Below are 16,884 nucleotides of genomic sequence, written 5' to 3' on the forward strand. Positions count from 1 at the left end.
ATAGGAGAAGCTAACCCAGAAACTATCAAAAGATACATAGAAAATCAAGGGTAGAGGGCATTCATCCCACCCGCTAAAGACGAGTGGGATTTCTGCCGGAGAGTTTTAAAAGTTTTTGGATTAGTGGCATTAGCCACACTTGCCTTTGCCACAGACCTAGACAAAGTGCCAAATCCCCTTGATAACATGCCACCCCCCTTAAGGGGCAAAATGCACCCCATCCACACGCAACATGTGGGGCGCAAATACCTAGACATCGCCTACGCAAAACAATCTCAAGCCCAAAAATTAGACATTTACCTACCTAAAGTCGGCAAAGCCCCCTATCCGGTGATTTTGGCCATCCATGGGGGTGGGTTTGCCTTTGGGGACAAGGCAACAGGTGAGATCAACCCCCAAATGCACGCCCTAAAGCTTGGCTACGCAGTTGTGAGCGCAAATTACCGCCTATCCAAAGAAGCCCCCTTCCCTGCCGCCATTTACGACCTTAAGGCCGCCGTGCGCTTCATCAAAGCCCACGCCAAGCAATACCACCTAGACCCACATAAAATCATCGCTTGGGGTGACTCAGCAGGGGGCAATTTGGCTTCAATGCTTGGCACAACGGCATTTCACCCCGAGCTAGAGGATTTGACAATGGGTAATCCCACGCAAACAAGCCAAGTACAGGCAGTGGTGGATTTTTATGGACCCATTGATTTTAGCACCATGGACGTGCAGTTTAAGCAAAGCGGACAAACATCCTTTCAAGAACACAACGCCCCCAACTCCGCCGAGTCTTTATACATGGGCGTTGCCATTTCTAAAATCCCTAACCTAGTGAAGTTTGCCAACCCCGCAAGTTACATCTCTAAAAACACACCCCCCTTCTTTATCATGAACGGCTCTAAGGACCCTATTGTGCCTACACAGCAAAGTATGCTTTTTGCAAAAGCTTTGCAAAAGGTGCTGGGTAAAGACAAGGTGGTTTATATCCAATTACCAGGGGCAGGACATGGCGGTCCTACCTTTGAAGAGTCTAAAAACCTAGCCCCCATTTTTGCCTTTCTAAAGAAATGGCACTTAGCACCTTCGCATTGAAAAAGTGTTTAAATATTAAATATAAATCATTGGATAAAGTTCACCACTACCACTGGCTCTAAGGGCAAGGAGAAAGTAAGGGGTTAAGTTTAAATGTCTTAACCCCCTTTAAAGCCATAAGCCACTTCATCGGCACAAAGCACTCCCCACCCTTGCTGGTGCTGAAAAAATTATATTTGCTCGTAATTAAGTCGAGTCAGAAGGATAACTAAAAACCGCTGGCGATCTTTTTTAGATCTATAAAAAATGTCTTAGGGCCAATCTTAGCCATAAACGCTCTTCATTAAAATATCTGTCTATGCTTGAGATTGAGCAAAAAATCGCAAATAACGGGATTGGGGACAAAAGAGTGGGGGTCATGGGTGTTGTTGATTGCCATGCCAACAAAATCCCCAACGCTGTTAAAAAAAGGTCTACCATACATGGTCTCATTTGCTTTGGAGTACTGGGTTTGCTTCAAGACTTGGTGCATGTCTTGGACTATAAAAGCGTTTGTTTTACTCACTTTAGGGTAATACATATGTAAACCGGGCTGGGCATTCTTACATTTTGAGAGATTTTGGGCATATTTTCTGTAAATGCGGGCATGGTAGAAACTCTCGGGGCGGGTTTGGCAAAAGTCGTTGGTGAAGGCGTGCGTGTTTAAGAGGGCTAGCCCCCGATTGCGGTCAATCGCCTTAATGTGTAGCCTTGCTACGCAAATCAGCACAGGTGCGCTGTCGTCTTGCATTTGCGCCATAAAGGTCGTGGCGTACATGCCTTTGTCGTAGGCAAGTTCAGCAGAGGTCAAAACATGCCCCTTTTGCAGCAACAGCCCATAGCCTTGTTTGTAATGCCCATCCCCAAAGTAGGCGGTCAAAAACACCGCGCTGTAAATCCATGGGTGCAAAGCGGTGTGTTTGCTCTGCTGTATGTATTCAAGGTTGGGGCTGGGGGTGTTGTGGCTATTATGTGGTGTGTGCGCTGCTTTGGTGTGGTTAGGCTCTGTGGTGGGGGTGTAACTAGAGGTTTGTTTTTGTATTTGCGGGGTGCGGGTGTTATTATGCTGTGGCGTTGGGGTGTGGTGGGTGCTAGACTCTTGTGGTGTTGCGTGGTCTTTGGGGGTGTGGTTTGGGGTGGTGCTAGTTTGGTCTTTATGCTCTTTGTGGGGGTGGTGGTGGATTAAAGAGGTGTCTAGGGCTTCTTGCGCTTGCGCCCCTAAGAGCCCTCCGCCTAAGACAAGATAAACCACCAAAACACCAATATGTTGCATAAGCATCCCATAACATAAATTAAGGGGGAAATCGGTAAAATGCCCCGATCGTTTAATTTTTTCAAGGACAAATTTTGAGTATGAAACCCCTAAAAGTTTTTGAAACCAATCCTAGAGATTTAGAAAGCTACCACACCGCCACAATCAACACGAGCAAGGGGGCGATCAAGGTCCGTCTCTTTGGCAACGATGCACCCCAAGCCGTAACAAACTTTGCGACCTTAGCCAACGAGGGCTTTTACAATGGCTTGAATTTTCATAGGGTCATCGCCGGCTTTGTCGCCCAAGGGGGTTGTCCGCTTGGCACGGGCACGGGCGGGCCCGATTACCGCATTAGATGTGAGGTAGAAAACAATCCCCACAAACACAAAAGAGGGGCAATGAGTATGGCGCACGCAGGGCGCGACACGGGGGGAAGCCAATTCTTTTTGTGCTTTGCACCCCAGCCCCACTTAGATGGCGAGCACACAGTGTTCGGGCAGATTGAAGACGAGGCGAGCTTACAAGTTTTAGACAGCCTAAAGCAGGGCGACAAGATCGAGAGCGTCCAAATTTCGGCGCAATCTTAAGTTTGTATGCTGATTTTATCGCGCAAATTGGGGGAGGGGGTTGTCGTGGGCGACTCCGTTTATGTGCGCGTGATCTCTATTGATAAGGGGAGTGTGAAGTTGGGCTTTGAAGCCCCCCCCCACACCTTGATTTTGCGTTCAGAGCTTAAAGAGGCGGTGGCTTTGGAGAATAAAAAAGCGTCTAAAGATGTGAACGACGCGCTTTTAGTCGGTATAGGCAAACAATTAGGCAAGATAGATTGATTTTTAGTTGCCCCGTTTATCCAAAAGTTAATGTCTTTTTAAAGGTGGTTGGCAAAGAGGGGCAGTATCATTTACTACACTCTCGTTTGTGTGTGGTGCAAAATTTACACGATGTGCTCTGCGTAAAAAGCGCGTCTAAGTTTAGCCTAAAGGGTGACTTTGGCTGTGCGCTAGAGCAAAACACTCTTTACAAGGCGTGGCAACTCTTAAAAGAGAGGGTAAACCCCACCTTGCGCCCCAGATTGGAGCAAATCCATATAGAAGTGGAGAAGCATATCCCCTTAGGTGGGGGGCTTGGGGGTTCAAGTGCAAATGCCGGGGTATTTTTAAGAGAAGTGAATCAACATTTGGAATTGGGCTTAAGTTTAGAGCAGCTTTACACGATCGGGACAAAAGTGGGGGCGGATGTGAATTTTTTTATCTCAGGCTTTGCTAGTGCAAATGTCAGCCACTTTGGGGAGGTGGTGAGAGGCTTTAGCGAACCCCCCTTAGAAGTGCAACTTGGCACCCCGCCCTTTGAGTGCTCTACGGCTAGGGTGTATCAAGCCTTTAGCACTTTCACAGACTTTAACCCAACTTGGCTAAAAACCCCAAGCAAGCAACTTTTACAAACCCACAGCGCAAGCGATCTAAACGATCTACTCACCCCCGCTTTAGAGTGCTACCCTGCCTTAAAAGAGTGGGCGCAGGGGCTGGATAAAAATTATACATGGTTTTTTAGCGGGAGTGGGGCGAGCTTCTTTGGCATGAGGGGGCAGGTGTGAAAGAGATTGCCCATAACAAGAAAGCCTTTTTTGACTACGAGATTCTAGAGAGTTTGGAAGCGGGGGTTGTGTTGGTGGGGGCTGAGGTCAAAGCCATTCGGGCGGGGCGTGTCAATTTAAAGGATAATTTTGTTAAGATAGTCAAGGGTGAAGCCTTTTTGTTTGGCGTGCATGTGGCGCATTTGCAAACCGCAAACGCCCACTACACGCCCGATGAAAGGCGGGTGCGTAAGCTGTTGCTCCACAAAAAACAGCTTGCTAAGTGGCATGCCCAAGTGGGGCAGCAACGCCTAAGCATTGTGGCTTTGAAGTTGTATTTTAATGCGAGAAATCGGGTAAAATTGCAAGTCGCCCTCGTGCGGGGCAAAAAACTTTATGACAAGAGAGAGAGCATGAAACAAAGGGTTTTAGACATGGAAGCCAAGAGCCAATTAAAGCATAGAGGATAGTTTAATGGGTGGCTTTAACTTAAAAGAAATGGTAGATTATGGGATTTTGGGCTTTTTGGGCTTTTTATCCATCATTGTCATTGCCATCGGGATCGAACGGGTGTGGTTTTACGCCACGGTGCGGGTAGATGATTACAGCGACAAACGCAAGTTAGAGCTAGATTTGCACCGCCGACTAACCCTAGTCGCCACCATCGGCTCTAATGCGCCCTATGTGGGGCTTTTAGGCACGGTGACCGGGATTATGATCACCTTTATTGAGCTTGGCAACACCACAGGCGTAGACACGAAGGCGATCATGGTCGGGTTGGCATTGGCTTTAAAGTCTACGGGCATGGGGTTGATTGTGGCGATCCCCTCTGTGGTGATTTATAACATGTTGGTGCGTAAGAGCGAAATCATCGCCACCAAGTGGGACATCTACCATAACCCCGCCCAGGGCCAAAGTTTCAACCGCCTAGACATGGATTAGGATTACAAAATGAAAAAAATCGACTCAATGAATGTTGTCCCATTCATTGACATTATGCTGGTGCTCTTAGTGATTGTTTTGACCACTGCTTCTTTTGTTTCTACTTCTAAACTGCCCATCAATATACCCAAAGTGGATCAAAGCTCAGATAAAGCCGAAGATGTCCTCAATAAAAAACAAGTGAGCATCGCCATCTCCCACAAGGGCGAATTTTATTTAGACAAAAAAAAGGTGAGCTTTGAGGCGTTGAGGCGGGCGGTTTCAGGTTATCCCAAAGACACACCCATCATTTTACAAGGCGATAAAAACAGCAATTTAGACAGCTTTGTCAAAGTCGTGGATTTGCTCCAAACCCATAACCTCAACCAACTCTATATTCTCGTAGAAGACAAAAACAGCACCCACTGAATTTAGATAGCTTTTAGCCAACTTTGGCTAGAATGGTCCTTTTGAAAATTTTAAAGGAAAACAATGAAACGGACTTACCAACCCCACAACACGCCTAGAAAGCGCACGCATGGTTTTCTTGTGAGGATGAAGACCAAGAACGGGAGAAAGGTCATCAAAGCCCGCCGTGCCAAAGGAAGGAAACAACTAGCCGTTTGATTTTTGCGGCGTGCAATCCCTAAAAACCACCAAGCAATTTTCTTACACCTATAAAAAGGGCATGCGGACACATCGGGTGTTTTTTGCCATTTACAGCTTGCCCCTAGAGGGTTTGCCCCCTTTTTTTGGAAACCCTAAGACTTCCTTGCTCGGGCTTAGCGTGTCTAAGAAAGTGGGTAAGGCGGTGCAAAGAAACTTGCTCAAAAGGCGGGTACGCACCATTTTAAGCCATGCCCACCTAGAAAAGCAGGTGCTGGTCTTTGTGGCAAAGGTGGGGATTGCTAGTCTAAGTTATACAGAGTTGAAACAGCAGATTTTGGCATGCCTTAAACGCAAACACCCCCACAAGGGCGCACTGAGGCGTGTATGAGAGTTGTCCTAGCCTTGCTTACCTTTTACCGCAACCATGTATCGCCCCTAAAGCCTGCCACTTGCCGCTTTTACCCGAGTTGCTCCACTTATGCGCTGTGGCTCTTAAAAAACGAGTCTTTTCTAAAAGCCCTTTTTAAAACCGCTAGGCGGATTTTGTCCTGCCACCCCTTTCACCCCGGTGGGCTAGACTACCCGACCACAAGCAAGTCCTTAAGCCCTAAATTCTGCGCCCCAAATGCGTTTAAGCTAGTTTATTACCTAGTGCCTACAAGCCCAGGCGTCCACACTTACTATATTCTCAAGGTACACTCGTGAACGAAAACAATTCCAAATTCATTTTAGCCATTGCGCTCTCCTTTATCTTTTTGATCGCCTACAGCTACTTTTTTCAGCCAAAAACAAAGCCAGAGGACAAGGCACACCAGGCCGCCCAAGGTCTACAAGGGCAGAGACAAGCCTATGGCACTTCTCACTTAGCCCCAAGCACTTTAGAGCAAACCGCCCAGCCTATACAAAGCACCCCCCTAATTGCCCTCGTGCGCTCTAAAGGCGTGGAGATTGAAATCGACTCGCTGGGGCGCATCGCTCAGGTATACTTAAAAGATAAGAAATTCACCGCCCACCGCCAAGAGGGCTTTGTTGAGCATGTCAAAGAATTATTAGGACTCGCCAAACCCAAACCCCCTTTAGAAAAACTGCCCCTACTGGGCGCAGATTCTTTAAAGCCCTTAGAGCTGCGCTTTGTGGATAATGCTTTAAATGTCCAGGCGTTTAAGACCCCCTACACAGCTTCGGCAAAAGAAATCACCCTAAGCAACGCCCCCCAAAGCTTGGTGCTAACCCAAGAGTTGCCCGGCTTGACCCTCATAAAAACCCTCACCTTTTACCCCAACCTCACCTACGATTTAAAAATCCACCTAGAGCCTAAGGGGGCAACCAACACCGCCTACGTGCTCTCCAATGGCTCAAGACTCGTGGCCGATACGGATGGCTACGCGTTTCATGGCGTGCTTTTGGGTACACAAGATCATAAACTAGAAAAGATTGAAGATGGTAAGGCCAAGGAAACCAAGACCTTTAGCAACACGACTTTTATCGCCAGTGTGGACCGCTACTACACCTCGCTCTTTTTTGCCAACACCCCACTAAATGCCATTGTGGATACCCAGCCGAGCAAAAACCCTCTGCCCTTTGTGTCTTTAAAGGGCGATGCCAGCTTGCATGGCTACATAGGCCCCAAAGACCACCATTTATTAGCCCAAATCAACCCCGCCCTAACAGAGGTGATTGAGTATGGCATCATCACCTTCTTTGCCCGTCCTGTGTTTCTCTTGCTAGACTTCTTACACAACTACACCCATAACTGGGGGTGGGCGATCATTTTATTAACGCTCATTGTACGCATCATTCTCTACCCTTTAAGCTACAAGGGCATGGTGAGTATGCAAAAAATGAAAGATTTAGCCCCCAAAATGAAGGAGTTGCAAGAGAAGTATAAAAGCGACCCGCAAAAACTCCAAATGCACATGATGCAACTTTACAAAAAACACGGGGCTAACCCCTTGGGCGGGTGCTTGCCCCTGCTACTGCAAATCCCCGTGTTCTTTGCTATTTATCGGGTGCTTTACAACGCCGTAGAGCTCAAAAGTGCGGGGTGGATGCTGTGGATTCACGACCTATCGATCATGGACCCTTATTTTATTTTACCCCTTTTAATGGGCATTTCCATGTATGCCCAGCAAGCCCTAACCCCAAGCACCATCACCGACCCCACGCAAGCCAAAATCTTTAAAATGTTGCCCTTGTTTTTCACGATTTTCTTAATCACTTTCCCGGCGGGGTTAGTCCTTTATTGGACGATTAATAATATTTTTTCTATCGTGCAGCAGTGGATGATCAACCAAATGCTTGACAAGAAAAAGGCTAGAGAAATCGCCGAACATAAAAAATAGGAGTTGGCATGCTAACCATCAACGCCCCGAGCCTAGAAGAGGCGATCATCAAGGCCTCTTCACTGCTTGGCTGCTCGGTTGTGGATTTGGAGTATGAAGTGGTGCAAGCCCCCAGCAAGGGCTTTTTAGGCTTAGGCAAAAAGGAAGCCATTTTAAGGGTGCAACGAAAACCCCAAATCCCAAACCCCAGCCAAGAGTCCCCACAATTTACCCCCCCCCAAGCCCAAGAGCTCCAGCAAATCCAAGCCACCACCCCCACAGCCCCCCAAATCCACAGCCCCCAAATCCCAGAAAACCCCACGCCAGAAAAACAAACCCTCCAAATCCAAGCCAACCACAAACTAACCCAAATCCAAGCCGAGCTAGAGAGTTTATTTAGTCACCTGCCCTACGACATAGACCGCATAGAAGTGCGCCTTTACAACCCCCAAACACTTTTAATTGAAATCAACGGCCCCGACTCGGCGCTCATCATAGGCGAAAAGGGCTACCGCTACAACGCTTTGTCTTACTTGCTCTTTAATTGGATACACTATAAGCACAATTACAATATCCGCCTAGAGGTGGCGAGCTTCTTAAAAGACCAAGAGGAGATGATGGAGGTGTATTTGCAGGGCGTGATGATGGCCGTGCATGAGGTCGGCAAAGCGCAAACCAAGCCCCTAGATGGCATGCTTTTACACATTGCCCTAAAACGCCTAAGAGAGGCATTCCCTAATAAGCATGTAGTGATCGAACAAAACAGCCAACACGAGTCGGTTGTGGTGGTGAATGACTGACACCATCGCCGCCATCGCCACCCCCCCCGCCCTAGGTGCGATCGCCATCATAAAATTAAGCGGAGATCAGAGTCTAAAAATTTTACAAACCCTCACCCACCGCCAGCACTTCCCCCCAAGACGAGCGATCTTGGTGGATTGTTTTGAGCCTAGCGGAGATTTATTAGATCAAGCCCTAGCCCTTTACTTTCAAGCCCCGCACAGCTATACGGGCGAGGATGTGGCTGAAATCCAATGCCATGGGGGGCTTCTTGTGGCTAGACTTATCCTAGAGGCTTGCTTAAAAGCGGGGGCAAGGCTAGCCACAAGTGGGGAGTTTAGTAAGCGGGCGTTTTTCAATGGACGCATGGACTTGTCGCAAATACAAGCCCTGCAACAACTCATAGAGAGCCAAAATGCGTCCATGGCAAAGGCGATGGCTAAACAGCTTAAGGGCGGGCTTAAAAACTTCGTGCACTCTATCCGCACCGCCCTTTTAGAACTCATCGCCACGGCTGAGGTGTTGATCGACTACGCTGAGGAGGATTTGCCCGAAAATTTACCCGAAACCCTGCGCGCTAAAATGCGTCCCACTCTAAAGAAGTTGCAACACACCCTAGAGGTATCTAAAGCCAAACAAGCCCAATTAGAGGGCTACACGCTTAGCATTGTGGGTAAGCCCAATGTGGGCAAGAGCTCGCTTTTAAACGCCCTCTTGTTGCAAGAGCGCGCGATCGTAAGCCCCCTAGCGGGCACTACTAGGGACACGATTGAGGAAGTGGTGTATCTTAATGGCTCTTGTGTGCGCCTTGTGGATACAGCGGGCATTAGGGAGGGGGCGGACTTTGTGGAGAGCTTAGGCATTGCCAGAAGCAAGGCACGCATGCAAGAGAGCCAAATCATTTTGGCTTTATTTGACTTGAGCCAAGAAATGGACGCGCAAGATAGGCACATTTTAGACTTGCTTAACGCACAACAAGATAAAACGATTCTTGTGGTTTTCAACAAAAACGATTGTGTGCCAAAACTAGATACAAACGCCCTTTTAGCAAAACTGCCTTTTTTAAAAGCCCCCCCGCTTGTGTTGAGTGCCAAAGAAAGCCCTTGTTTGCCCTTGATCCAAGAAGCCCTAGCCCCCTTCATGCAAACCGACTTGCCCGATGTGATCTTGCCCACCTTAAGCCAACAAGAAGCCCTAGAAGCCACGATAGCCCACCTACAAAGCGCACAAAAGCCCCTAAAGAGCCTAGAGCTAGAACTCTTTGCCTACCACATTAAAGACGCACTAGAGAGTTTAGCCAAGCTCACAAGCCCCTACAATACCGAGGAAATGCTCGGGGTGATGTTTTCTCAGTTTTGCCTAGGCAAGTAGCTAAAACACCTAGCCGTGGTTGAAGAAGACATTGAAATGGCGCACGCCTTCTTTGATGATGAGTGTGCCGCTTAAGTCGTCTGTGTTGATTTTGGCAATGAGGTTTTGCTGGGCTAGAGGTAGGGCGATGCCAATGCTGTATTTGGAGTGCTTGTAGCGGTAGTTAAAGCCCACATCTAGGTTTAAATTGCTGCTATTAAAAACCCGCCCCCTTCAAGCTATAACCCCTCCACAACGCCCGAAAGCCCACAAACATGCCATAGAGCTTTTAAATTTAATTTATAGCACACGACCCTAGCCCCCCTTTTGTTGCAGAGGCAGTAAGTGCTGTGATTAGTTTTAAAGTCGAGACGCATCCATCCCCACAGGCGACTAGGTTAATGGCGTGAGCCCGTTTTGGGCATAGTTTGCTCGTTAGCGGTGGTCATACACAGATTGACATTGTGCAAGTTGTAGGGCAAAAAGCTTTCAATCTGTGGCTTGCATCTTTGAGTTGTGCTTGCATAGGGTGGTTGGTGTTGAAGATGAAATATCAAAAACCGGAGAGAAAACCTTTACGCATACACATGTCATAATGTGGTCATCGAATTTCGATGTAGTGTTTTGAAACTTAGACCTATTAAGATGAGAACATGTTAGAAATTTTTATAAAAAAATGTTTAAAAGGGGGCGGCGGGGATTTTTGCTTGCAAGTGGATTTAAGCCTAAAATCTGCGCAAACCGTTGCACTTATGGGGTCTTCTGGCGTGGGTAAAAGTACCCTGCTACGCACGATCGCCGGGCTAGAGAGTCCCGATAGTGGGCGCATTGTTTTTAAAAATAAAGTGTGGTGCGATACGCAACAGCACATTAACTTAAGCCCCCAAGAGCGCAAAGTAGGATTCGTTTTTCAAGATTATGGGCTGTTTCCTCATTTAAATGTTTACCAGAATATTGTCTTTGCTAACCCTAAGCACCCTAAAATTGCTGAGATCATCGCCTTAATGGAGCTGGAAGGGCTTTTAAAACGCCCCATTGCTACGCTCTCAGGTGGACAGGCGCAAAGGGTCGCCCTAGCTCGGGCAATTTTGCGGGTACTCGATGGCGGCTCTCTCTTATGCCTAGATGAGGGTTTGAGCGCACTAGATTGGCGCATGCGATCCAAGTTGCAAGAGCAAATCAAGTTTCTGAGCACACACTTTAACTTCACAACTCTATTCATCACCCACGACTTATTCGAGGCGTATAAAATGGCGGACACTCTTATTTACTTAAAAGAACAAGGGCAAATCCATAGCGCAAAAATCCAAAGCCTTAACCCCAAAAAAGGCTTGCATGCCAAAGTGCTGAAACACCAAGAAAAACAACTAACCTTAGCCCTTGAGCCACAAATTTTATCCTTGTCCTGCACCAAAGAGCTTAAAGAGGGGACCTATGTGTCTTTTGAGTTTGAAAATCTTAAAATAAATGTGTTAGAATCCCCACCATGAGTAATGTCTATGTACGAGAAGTGGATCAAAAACTCCTAGGACAACTGCAAAAAGTGTCGTTATCGATGTTTCGCAAGGGTTTTTTTAGCATTTTTAGAGGCTCTATCTCGGCACGCGTGGGAGCAACGCGTTTCCTCATCAATAAAAACAATGCGGTTTTTGACAATCTAGACGAAGAATCTTTCATTGTTTTACAAGATAAATTAGACTACCGTTGGCGGGAAGCAAGCATAGACACTAGCATCCACGCCAGCATTTACAGCCACTTCACAGAGGCCCGTTTCATCGCCTATGGCCGTCCTCCACACGCCATTGCCTACTCCTTAACCCACGAATATTTAACCCCCAAGGATTACTTAGGCTACACGCTTTTAGGGCAAAAAATTGAAATCTACGACCCCAAAAGTTATAAAGATTGGCAAGACCGCTCCCCTGTGGATATTTTGCACTATTTACAAGCGAGCAAAAGGCGGTTTATTTTTATCAAGGGTTGCGGAATTGTGGCTTACCACAGAGAACTACAAGGCTTATTGAAAATCTTTGACTTAATCGAGGGGGGCTGTCAAATTTTGCAATTTGCAAACCTAGAAACAAACCCCACGGGGGCAAGCCAAATAAACTTGGCAAACCCCACAGGTTCGTTTTAGAACTACAATTTACTAGCGTGTTCTTTGAGGTATTCAGCCACACCTTCATGGCTAGGTTTCATGCCCGCATCGCCTTTTTGCCAACCAGCAGGGCAAACCTCACCATGTTCTTCAAAGAAAACTAAGGCATCGACCATGCGCAACATCTCGTTCACATTACGCCCCAAGGGAAAATCGTTGATCACAGCGTGGCGGATTTTTTGGTGTTTGTCAATGAGAAAAGATCCCCTTAGAGCCACAGCGTTTTCAAAGAGCACATCGTAAGCCCTAGCGATGTCTTTGGTCACATCTGCCACCATGGGGAAAGTAACTTGGCTGATCCCACCCTTTTCTACCGGAGTGTTTTTCCAAGCATAGTGGACAACTTCGGTATCGGTAGAAACCCCGATAACATTGAAGCCTCTTTCATTAAACTCTTTCACGCGGTGGTCAAAAGCAATGATTTCAGAGGGGCAGACAAAGGTAAAATCTTTGGGCCAAAAGAATAACACAGCCCCATTGCGCCCCAAATTCTTAGACAATTCAAAATGTTCATCGACCTGATTATTAGGCAAAACAGCAGTGGCCTTAAAATCGGGAGCAACTTTCGTAACCAACATAAAATCTCCTCACTAAATATTTTGGTTTTGTTAGCAAAAACTAACGGGCGCATTGTAGCCAAATATCCGTTAACAATCAAGGCGAGTTTTAGGTATAATTTGTCTTCCTAAAATCGCACTTGAAGGATTTGCTTGGCTTCTAGGAAGCGCGTTGGTTCATTTAGGTTTTTTTTGCGTTCACTTATCCAAATGTCTGCCTTGTTTGATAAAAGGGATAAAAAAATCTTAATCTTACTGGTTTTTATGTCGATCTTGATGTCTTTGGTTGAAGTCTTTGCAATTAGCATGATCATGCCTTTCATCACGCTTGTCAGCTCGCCTGATTTGATTTTATCTCACGCTTCTGCCCGCATGATCTATAACGCCTTACACTTTCAAACCCCCCTGCACTTTGCATATTTTTTCAGTTTTGCACTTGTTGGGTTTTACATTTTCCGCTTGGGTTATGGCGTATTGTTTGCCTATATGAACAATCGCTTTGCTAGTAAAAAGGCACACATGCTCGCCCAAAGATTGTTCATGCGCAATCTTAAAAGATCCTATTTAGAACACATCAATCTTAGCCTAGATAGGATCAGAGACACCATTATGGTTAAGAGTGGCGGTGTAACAGAGAGCTTGAATGCCCTTTTGAACTTATTTGCAGAACTCAGCGTGATGCTTCTTTTATACGGAGTCTTGGTCTACACGAATTGGAAAATGACTTTTGTTTTGACTTTTATCCTAGCCTTGCAAGTGTTTTTCATTACAAAATACATGTCTAGATTTATCCAAAATAAGGGATCTATTGTCAACGACTCTAATGCCAAATCCCTAAAAATTCTTTCTAAATTTTTTGGTAATTTCAAGTTCACCAAACTTAAAGATAACCACGAAGAAGCCTACCAAGCCTTTAGCCAAAACAGCCTAAACAACGCTAAAGCCATCACCACTTACAACACTTTACAAGCGATCCCTAACCGTTTTTTAGAAACCGTGGGTTTTAGCCTTCTCATTTTATCGGTTGCTTATGTCTTATACAAATATGGGGAGGCCAAAATGGTCTTGCCTATCATCTCCATGTATGCCCTTGCGCTTTATCGCATGTTGCCCTCGCTAAACCGCATTTTAGAGCAATACAACATCATTTGCTACAGACAACAAGCAATCCATGGTGTCTATAAGGATTTGAGCCACCCTATTCAAGAGGAGGGGGTGTTGGAGTTGCCCTTTAAAGAGGCGATCCACCTTAAAAACATCAACTTTGCCTACAAACACACCCACCCTATTTTGCAAAACATAAATTTGGAAATCAAGCGGGGGCAAAGAGTCGCCTTTGTGGGTCCTAGCGGATGTGGCAAATCTACTTTAGTGGACATTATTATGGGCGTGCTTTATCCAAATGCGGGACAAATTTTCATAGACAACACCCCCCTAACTTCTCAAAATATCCGCACATGGCGGCAAAAGATCGGTTACATCCCTCAACACATCTACCTATTTGACGGCAGTGTAGCTGAAAATGTCGCTTGCGGGAGCCCATTAGATGAAAAACGGGTGATAGAGGTTTGCAAAATGGCACATATTTACGACTTCTTGTGCCAACATAGCGGGATTGAGACCACCATAGGCGAGGGGGGAATCAATTTAAGCGGGGGGCAAAAACAGCGTCTGGGTATCGCTAGGGCTTTGTATGACAACCCAGAGATTTTAGTTTTAGACGAGGCGACTTCGGCTTTAGACACCCCCACAGAGGCAAAAATCATGGATGAGATCTACGGCGTAGCGGAAGATAAAACTTTGCTTATCATCGCCCACCGCCTAAGCACCATTGAGCGGTGCAATGTCAAAATTGATCTAAGTAAACCCGCTGTGTGAGCGCATCTAAATTTTAAGTTTAAAATCTCCACCATAGACCACATTGGATACTTTGGCTAATTTTGTTTGCATAAAAGCACCTCTTAGAGCTCTTAGGGTTTTTATGGAAGTTTAAATTGTCTAGTGAAGAAACTATTAGAGCTAGCTTTGATAAAGTTAAACATTTGAGCTTACTTATTTTGGCTATATAAAGAAGATATAATGGTGGATTATGGTTAAGCTGTGTCAAACAAGGTTTTAAATCAACAAAATAAGGACAATGATGGTTGGCATTCGGGTTTTTTTGTGCGATTGTGATGGTACTTTGACAGATGGGGGGATGTATTATTTAGAAAGCGGGCAACAATTCAAAAAGTTCAGCGTGGCCGATGGGATCGGCTTTGAGCTCTTAAAAGAGGCGGGGATCAAAACGGGCATTTTAACGGGCGAGGTTACGCCCATAGTCGAGCAGCGCGCCAAGAGGTTGAAAATGGACTATTTATATCAAGGCTGTAGACCGCAGGATAAGCTAGAGGCGCTGAGAGAGATTTGTGTCAAGGAGAACATCAGTTTAGAAAATATCGCCTATGTGGGCGATGATCTCAACGACTTGCCCGTGTTGGAGTGTGTAGGTTTTAAGGGTTGCGTGGCCAATGCCCACCCCCACTTAAAGGCTTTGCCCGGCATCATCATCTCACCGAAAAATGGGGGAGAGGGGGGTGTGCGTGCGCTCATTGATTTATGGCTAAACAATCCTAGAGAATTGAGAGGTTAAGTGCGAATCAAGTGCTGAAAGATTTAATCGTTGGCCATGTTTTTATCCAACAACCCCCTAGCCAAAAACTACTATAAGGGGGATGGGGTGGCATAAAATTCCCCAAATTTCAGACGGGCATGGCCCTAGCGCAGTATTTTAGACAGCTTTTTAACTCTTCTAAAACAAGTGGGGCATTGCTTTGTAGACTTGGATGAAATTTATGATCTTTTGGAGCAAGACAAGCCCCTACAAAACGCTGTGCACCTCACCCTAGATTGAGGCTTTGCCTCCACTTACGCCAAATCCTGTCCATCTTCAAAGCGCACAACACTCCTTTCACGGCCTACATCATCGCCGACTACATCAATAAAGGAGGGATGTTGAGCCCCAAGCAAGTTCAAGCTTTAGTCAAAAGAGCAAGACTTTAACCCTAGCACTTACCTTGCCGGTCCAAGAGCTTTTTAATGTTAAATTTAAGTCTAATCCATGAATCGATGGTTTTGAGTGTTTAGGGTGAAGTGAAAAGCGCCTTTCCATCCAATGGGGACTCAAACACACATCCCTATCGTCCAAAATGAAATTAACTCACAATTTTAGCATGGGCGCAACACATAAAAACCCACTATAGGGATCAAATCATGAAAGTCTTACACCTCAACGCCACGCTCACAGGGGGCAATGGGGTATTTGCGCCTACATAGTGCTTTGTGCAAAAAGGACATAGAAAACTTTGTGTGGGTGCTAGGTGGGGACTGGGCTAGAGCCAAATATTTTAAGTCCTGAGAGCACCCTAGCCAAAGCTTGGGTGTTTGTGCGCCCTTATTTGGACAAAGCCCCGATTTTGCTCTACTCCAAGCACAAAAAGGAGGTGTTTAAATGCCCTTTGAATACGGCCTGACCACTTTGGGTTTTGTAACGAAAAAATGGGCACATGCAACCCCCTAACTTTAACATTGTGGGGGTGAGCTCTTGGATTTCAAATTTAGCGCACCAAAGTGTGCTTTTAAAAGATAAGTCCCATTGTAACATCCCCAATCCCATAGACACAGACAGCTACAAGCCCCTAGACGAAACCTTTTGCCAGCAGTTACTGGGGCTAAACACCTCTAAAGAACCCGTGGGCTTTGGGGCAAGGATGTCAGCGACCCCAAGGGTTATGACCTGCTCTTACAAGCCTTGCGCTCTTGCTTGTTAGATTTAGAATTGGTTGTGGTGGGGATCGGCTAAACCGGCTTATTTGCCCTTTAAACCCACTATTTGGGCGCACTGCATGACAGTGGGTGCTAGAGAGCAATTAAGATAAACGCAAAAGCTAGGGCGCATGCTTTAAATACAACGCCCTAGCCGAGTATTTAAAAATTTTCGTGGTATTTTTAGCTAGAGACACAAAAGGAATGCGTGCGAAGGATTTCAACGCCCTAGAGAATGCTAGGTTTGGCTATGAAGTGCTCTTGAAGGGGCACTTTAGAGCACCCTAGCCTGGTCAATGCGTTTAAACCTTTAAGGATTTCTAACAATACCCCTACAAGCGTCTGTTGCTTGGGGGATGGGATTGTGTGGAGTCTTGGGCGGGATAGGGCATTTTGTGGCAGTGTTTGAGGACATTGACCAATTCATCAAAGATTTCAAAAGAGGGGGCGACTCAGACACCACGCAAAAGTTAGTTGTCTTAGAAGCGCAAATCCCA

Annotated in this window: 22 protein-coding genes; 19 read left to right on the top strand and 3 right to left on the bottom strand. The window is 46.2% G+C overall.

The genetic code is table 11. The features are described 5' to 3' along the window. Window positions 1–123 precede the first annotated feature (123 nt). The gene (locus QSJ47_RS07570) at window positions 124–1,080 is read left to right on the top strand and encodes an alpha/beta hydrolase (RefSeq protein WP_285602960.1); all 957 of its coding nucleotides are present in this window, start codon (window positions 124–126) and stop codon (window positions 1,078–1,080) included. Window positions 1,081–1,363: 283 nt separating this feature from the next. Here the strand turns inward: QSJ47_RS07570 and QSJ47_RS07575 are convergent, their stop codons facing one another. After that, window positions 1,364–2,332 carry a hypothetical protein gene (locus QSJ47_RS07575; RefSeq protein WP_221272319.1) on the bottom strand — a complete coding sequence of 323 codons (969 nt, stop codon included), beginning with the start codon at window positions 2,330–2,332 and terminating at the stop codon, window positions 1,364–1,366. An 80-nt stretch (window positions 2,333–2,412) separates the two neighbouring features. On the opposite strand from QSJ47_RS07575, the gene QSJ47_RS07580 reads away from it, so the two are divergent. The 12 genes from QSJ47_RS07580 (at window position 2,413) to mnmE (ending at window position 9,889) form a co-directional block, all read left to right on the top strand. Next, complete coding sequence (locus QSJ47_RS07580) at window positions 2,413–2,901, top strand: peptidylprolyl isomerase (protein WP_221272320.1); 489 nt, start codon at window positions 2,413–2,415, stop codon at window positions 2,899–2,901. A gap of 6 nt (window positions 2,902–2,907) precedes the next feature. Continuing rightward, window positions 2,908–3,144: a carbon storage regulator gene (locus tag QSJ47_RS07585; protein WP_221272321.1), complete on the top strand. Its 237-nt coding sequence runs from the start codon at window positions 2,908–2,910 to the stop codon at window positions 3,142–3,144. Next, complete coding sequence (locus QSJ47_RS07590) at window positions 3,141–3,908, top strand: 4-(cytidine 5'-diphospho)-2-C-methyl-D-erythritol kinase (RefSeq protein ID WP_221272322.1); 768 nt, start codon at window positions 3,141–3,143, stop codon at window positions 3,906–3,908. The genes QSJ47_RS07585 and QSJ47_RS07590 overlap by 4 nt, the downstream gene beginning before the upstream one ends. Next, the gene (smpB, locus tag QSJ47_RS07595; protein WP_221272323.1) at window positions 3,905–4,357 is read left to right on the top strand and encodes an SsrA-binding protein; all 453 of its coding nucleotides are present in this window, start codon (window positions 3,905–3,907) and stop codon (window positions 4,355–4,357) included. The genes QSJ47_RS07590 and smpB overlap by 4 nt, the downstream gene beginning before the upstream one ends. Before the next feature lie 4 nt (window positions 4,358–4,361). After that, window positions 4,362–4,829, top strand: a complete 468-nt coding sequence (exbB, locus tag QSJ47_RS07600; protein ID WP_221272324.1) for a TonB-system energizer ExbB — start codon at window positions 4,362–4,364, stop codon at window positions 4,827–4,829. Between the two features lie 9 nt (window positions 4,830–4,838). Further along, window positions 4,839–5,237 carry a biopolymer transporter ExbD gene (locus tag QSJ47_RS07605; RefSeq protein WP_221272325.1) on the top strand — a complete coding sequence of 133 codons (399 nt, stop codon included), beginning with the start codon at window positions 4,839–4,841 and terminating at the stop codon, window positions 5,235–5,237. Between the two features lie 63 nt (window positions 5,238–5,300). After that, complete coding sequence (gene rpmH / locus QSJ47_RS07610) at window positions 5,301–5,435, top strand: 50S ribosomal protein L34 (RefSeq protein WP_015106717.1); 135 nt, start codon at window positions 5,301–5,303, stop codon at window positions 5,433–5,435. A gap of 10 nt (window positions 5,436–5,445) precedes the next feature. Then, window positions 5,446–5,805 (top strand): ribonuclease P protein component, encoded by a 360-nt coding sequence (rnpA, locus tag QSJ47_RS07615; RefSeq protein WP_221272326.1) that lies wholly within the window; start codon window positions 5,446–5,448, stop codon window positions 5,803–5,805. Further along, window positions 5,802–6,122 (top strand): membrane protein insertion efficiency factor YidD, encoded by a 321-nt coding sequence (gene yidD, locus QSJ47_RS07620; protein ID WP_221272327.1) that lies wholly within the window; start codon window positions 5,802–5,804, stop codon window positions 6,120–6,122. Before rnpA ends, yidD begins: the two co-directional genes overlap by 4 nt. After that, on the top strand, window positions 6,119–7,759 hold the full coding sequence (gene yidC / locus QSJ47_RS07625; protein ID WP_285602961.1) for a membrane protein insertase YidC: 1,641 nt from the start codon (window positions 6,119–6,121) through the stop codon (window positions 7,757–7,759). Before yidD ends, yidC begins: the two co-directional genes overlap by 4 nt. A gap of 8 nt (window positions 7,760–7,767) precedes the next feature. Continuing rightward, window positions 7,768–8,538, top strand: a complete 771-nt coding sequence (locus QSJ47_RS07630; protein ID WP_285602962.1) for a Jag N-terminal domain-containing protein — start codon at window positions 7,768–7,770, stop codon at window positions 8,536–8,538. Continuing rightward, window positions 8,531–9,889, top strand: coding sequence for a tRNA uridine-5-carboxymethylaminomethyl(34) synthesis GTPase MnmE (gene mnmE / locus QSJ47_RS07635; RefSeq protein WP_285602963.1), 1,359 nt, complete (start codon window positions 8,531–8,533; stop codon window positions 9,887–9,889). Before QSJ47_RS07630 ends, mnmE begins: the two co-directional genes overlap by 8 nt. A 9-nt stretch (window positions 9,890–9,898) precedes the next feature. Here mnmE and QSJ47_RS07640 read toward each other — a convergent pair whose 3' ends face one another. After that, on the bottom strand, window positions 9,899–10,063 hold the full coding sequence (locus QSJ47_RS07640) for a hypothetical protein (RefSeq protein ID WP_221272330.1): 165 nt from the start codon (window positions 10,061–10,063) through the stop codon (window positions 9,899–9,901). Between the two features lie 458 nt (window positions 10,064–10,521). On the opposite strand from QSJ47_RS07640, the gene QSJ47_RS07645 reads away from it, so the two are divergent. Together QSJ47_RS07645 and QSJ47_RS07650 are read left to right on the top strand one after the other, a co-directional pair. Continuing rightward, on the top strand, window positions 10,522–11,358 hold the full coding sequence (locus QSJ47_RS07645; protein WP_285602964.1) for an ATP-binding cassette domain-containing protein: 837 nt from the start codon (window positions 10,522–10,524) through the stop codon (window positions 11,356–11,358). Next, complete coding sequence (locus tag QSJ47_RS07650) at window positions 11,355–12,005, top strand: class II aldolase and adducin N-terminal domain-containing protein (RefSeq protein ID WP_221272332.1); 651 nt, start codon at window positions 11,355–11,357, stop codon at window positions 12,003–12,005. Before QSJ47_RS07645 ends, QSJ47_RS07650 begins: the two co-directional genes overlap by 4 nt. 2 nt (window positions 12,006–12,007) lie before the next feature. Here the strand turns inward: QSJ47_RS07650 and QSJ47_RS07655 are convergent, their stop codons facing one another. Continuing rightward, window positions 12,008–12,604 (bottom strand): peroxiredoxin, encoded by a 597-nt coding sequence (locus QSJ47_RS07655; RefSeq protein WP_221272333.1) that lies wholly within the window; start codon window positions 12,602–12,604, stop codon window positions 12,008–12,010. A gap of 189 nt (window positions 12,605–12,793) precedes the next feature. On the opposite strand from QSJ47_RS07655, the gene QSJ47_RS07660 reads away from it, so the two are divergent. The 4 genes from QSJ47_RS07660 (at window position 12,794) to QSJ47_RS07675 (ending at window position 16,392) form a co-directional block, all read left to right on the top strand. Continuing rightward, a complete protein-coding gene (locus tag QSJ47_RS07660) occupies window positions 12,794–14,461 on the top strand; it encodes an ABC transporter ATP-binding protein/permease (protein ID WP_285602967.1) in 1,668 nt (555 codons plus the stop codon). A 262-nt stretch (window positions 14,462–14,723) separates the two neighbouring features. Then, complete coding sequence (locus QSJ47_RS07665) at window positions 14,724–15,215, top strand: KdsC family phosphatase (RefSeq protein ID WP_285602965.1); 492 nt, start codon at window positions 14,724–14,726, stop codon at window positions 15,213–15,215. Between the two features lie 727 nt (window positions 15,216–15,942). After that, window positions 15,943–16,095 (top strand): hypothetical protein, encoded by a 153-nt coding sequence (locus QSJ47_RS07670; RefSeq protein ID WP_285602966.1) that lies wholly within the window; start codon window positions 15,943–15,945, stop codon window positions 16,093–16,095. 33 nt (window positions 16,096–16,128) lie between these two features. Beyond that, window positions 16,129–16,392, top strand: a complete 264-nt coding sequence (locus QSJ47_RS07675; protein ID WP_221272335.1) for a hypothetical protein — start codon at window positions 16,129–16,131, stop codon at window positions 16,390–16,392. The last annotated feature ends 492 nt before the right edge of the window (window positions 16,393–16,884 follow it).

Origin of the sequence: Helicobacter sp. NHP22-001 (genome assembly GCF_030270165.1) — a bacterium.
Taxonomy (GTDB): Bacteria; Campylobacterota; Campylobacteria; order Campylobacterales; family Helicobacteraceae; genus Helicobacter; species Helicobacter gastrofelis.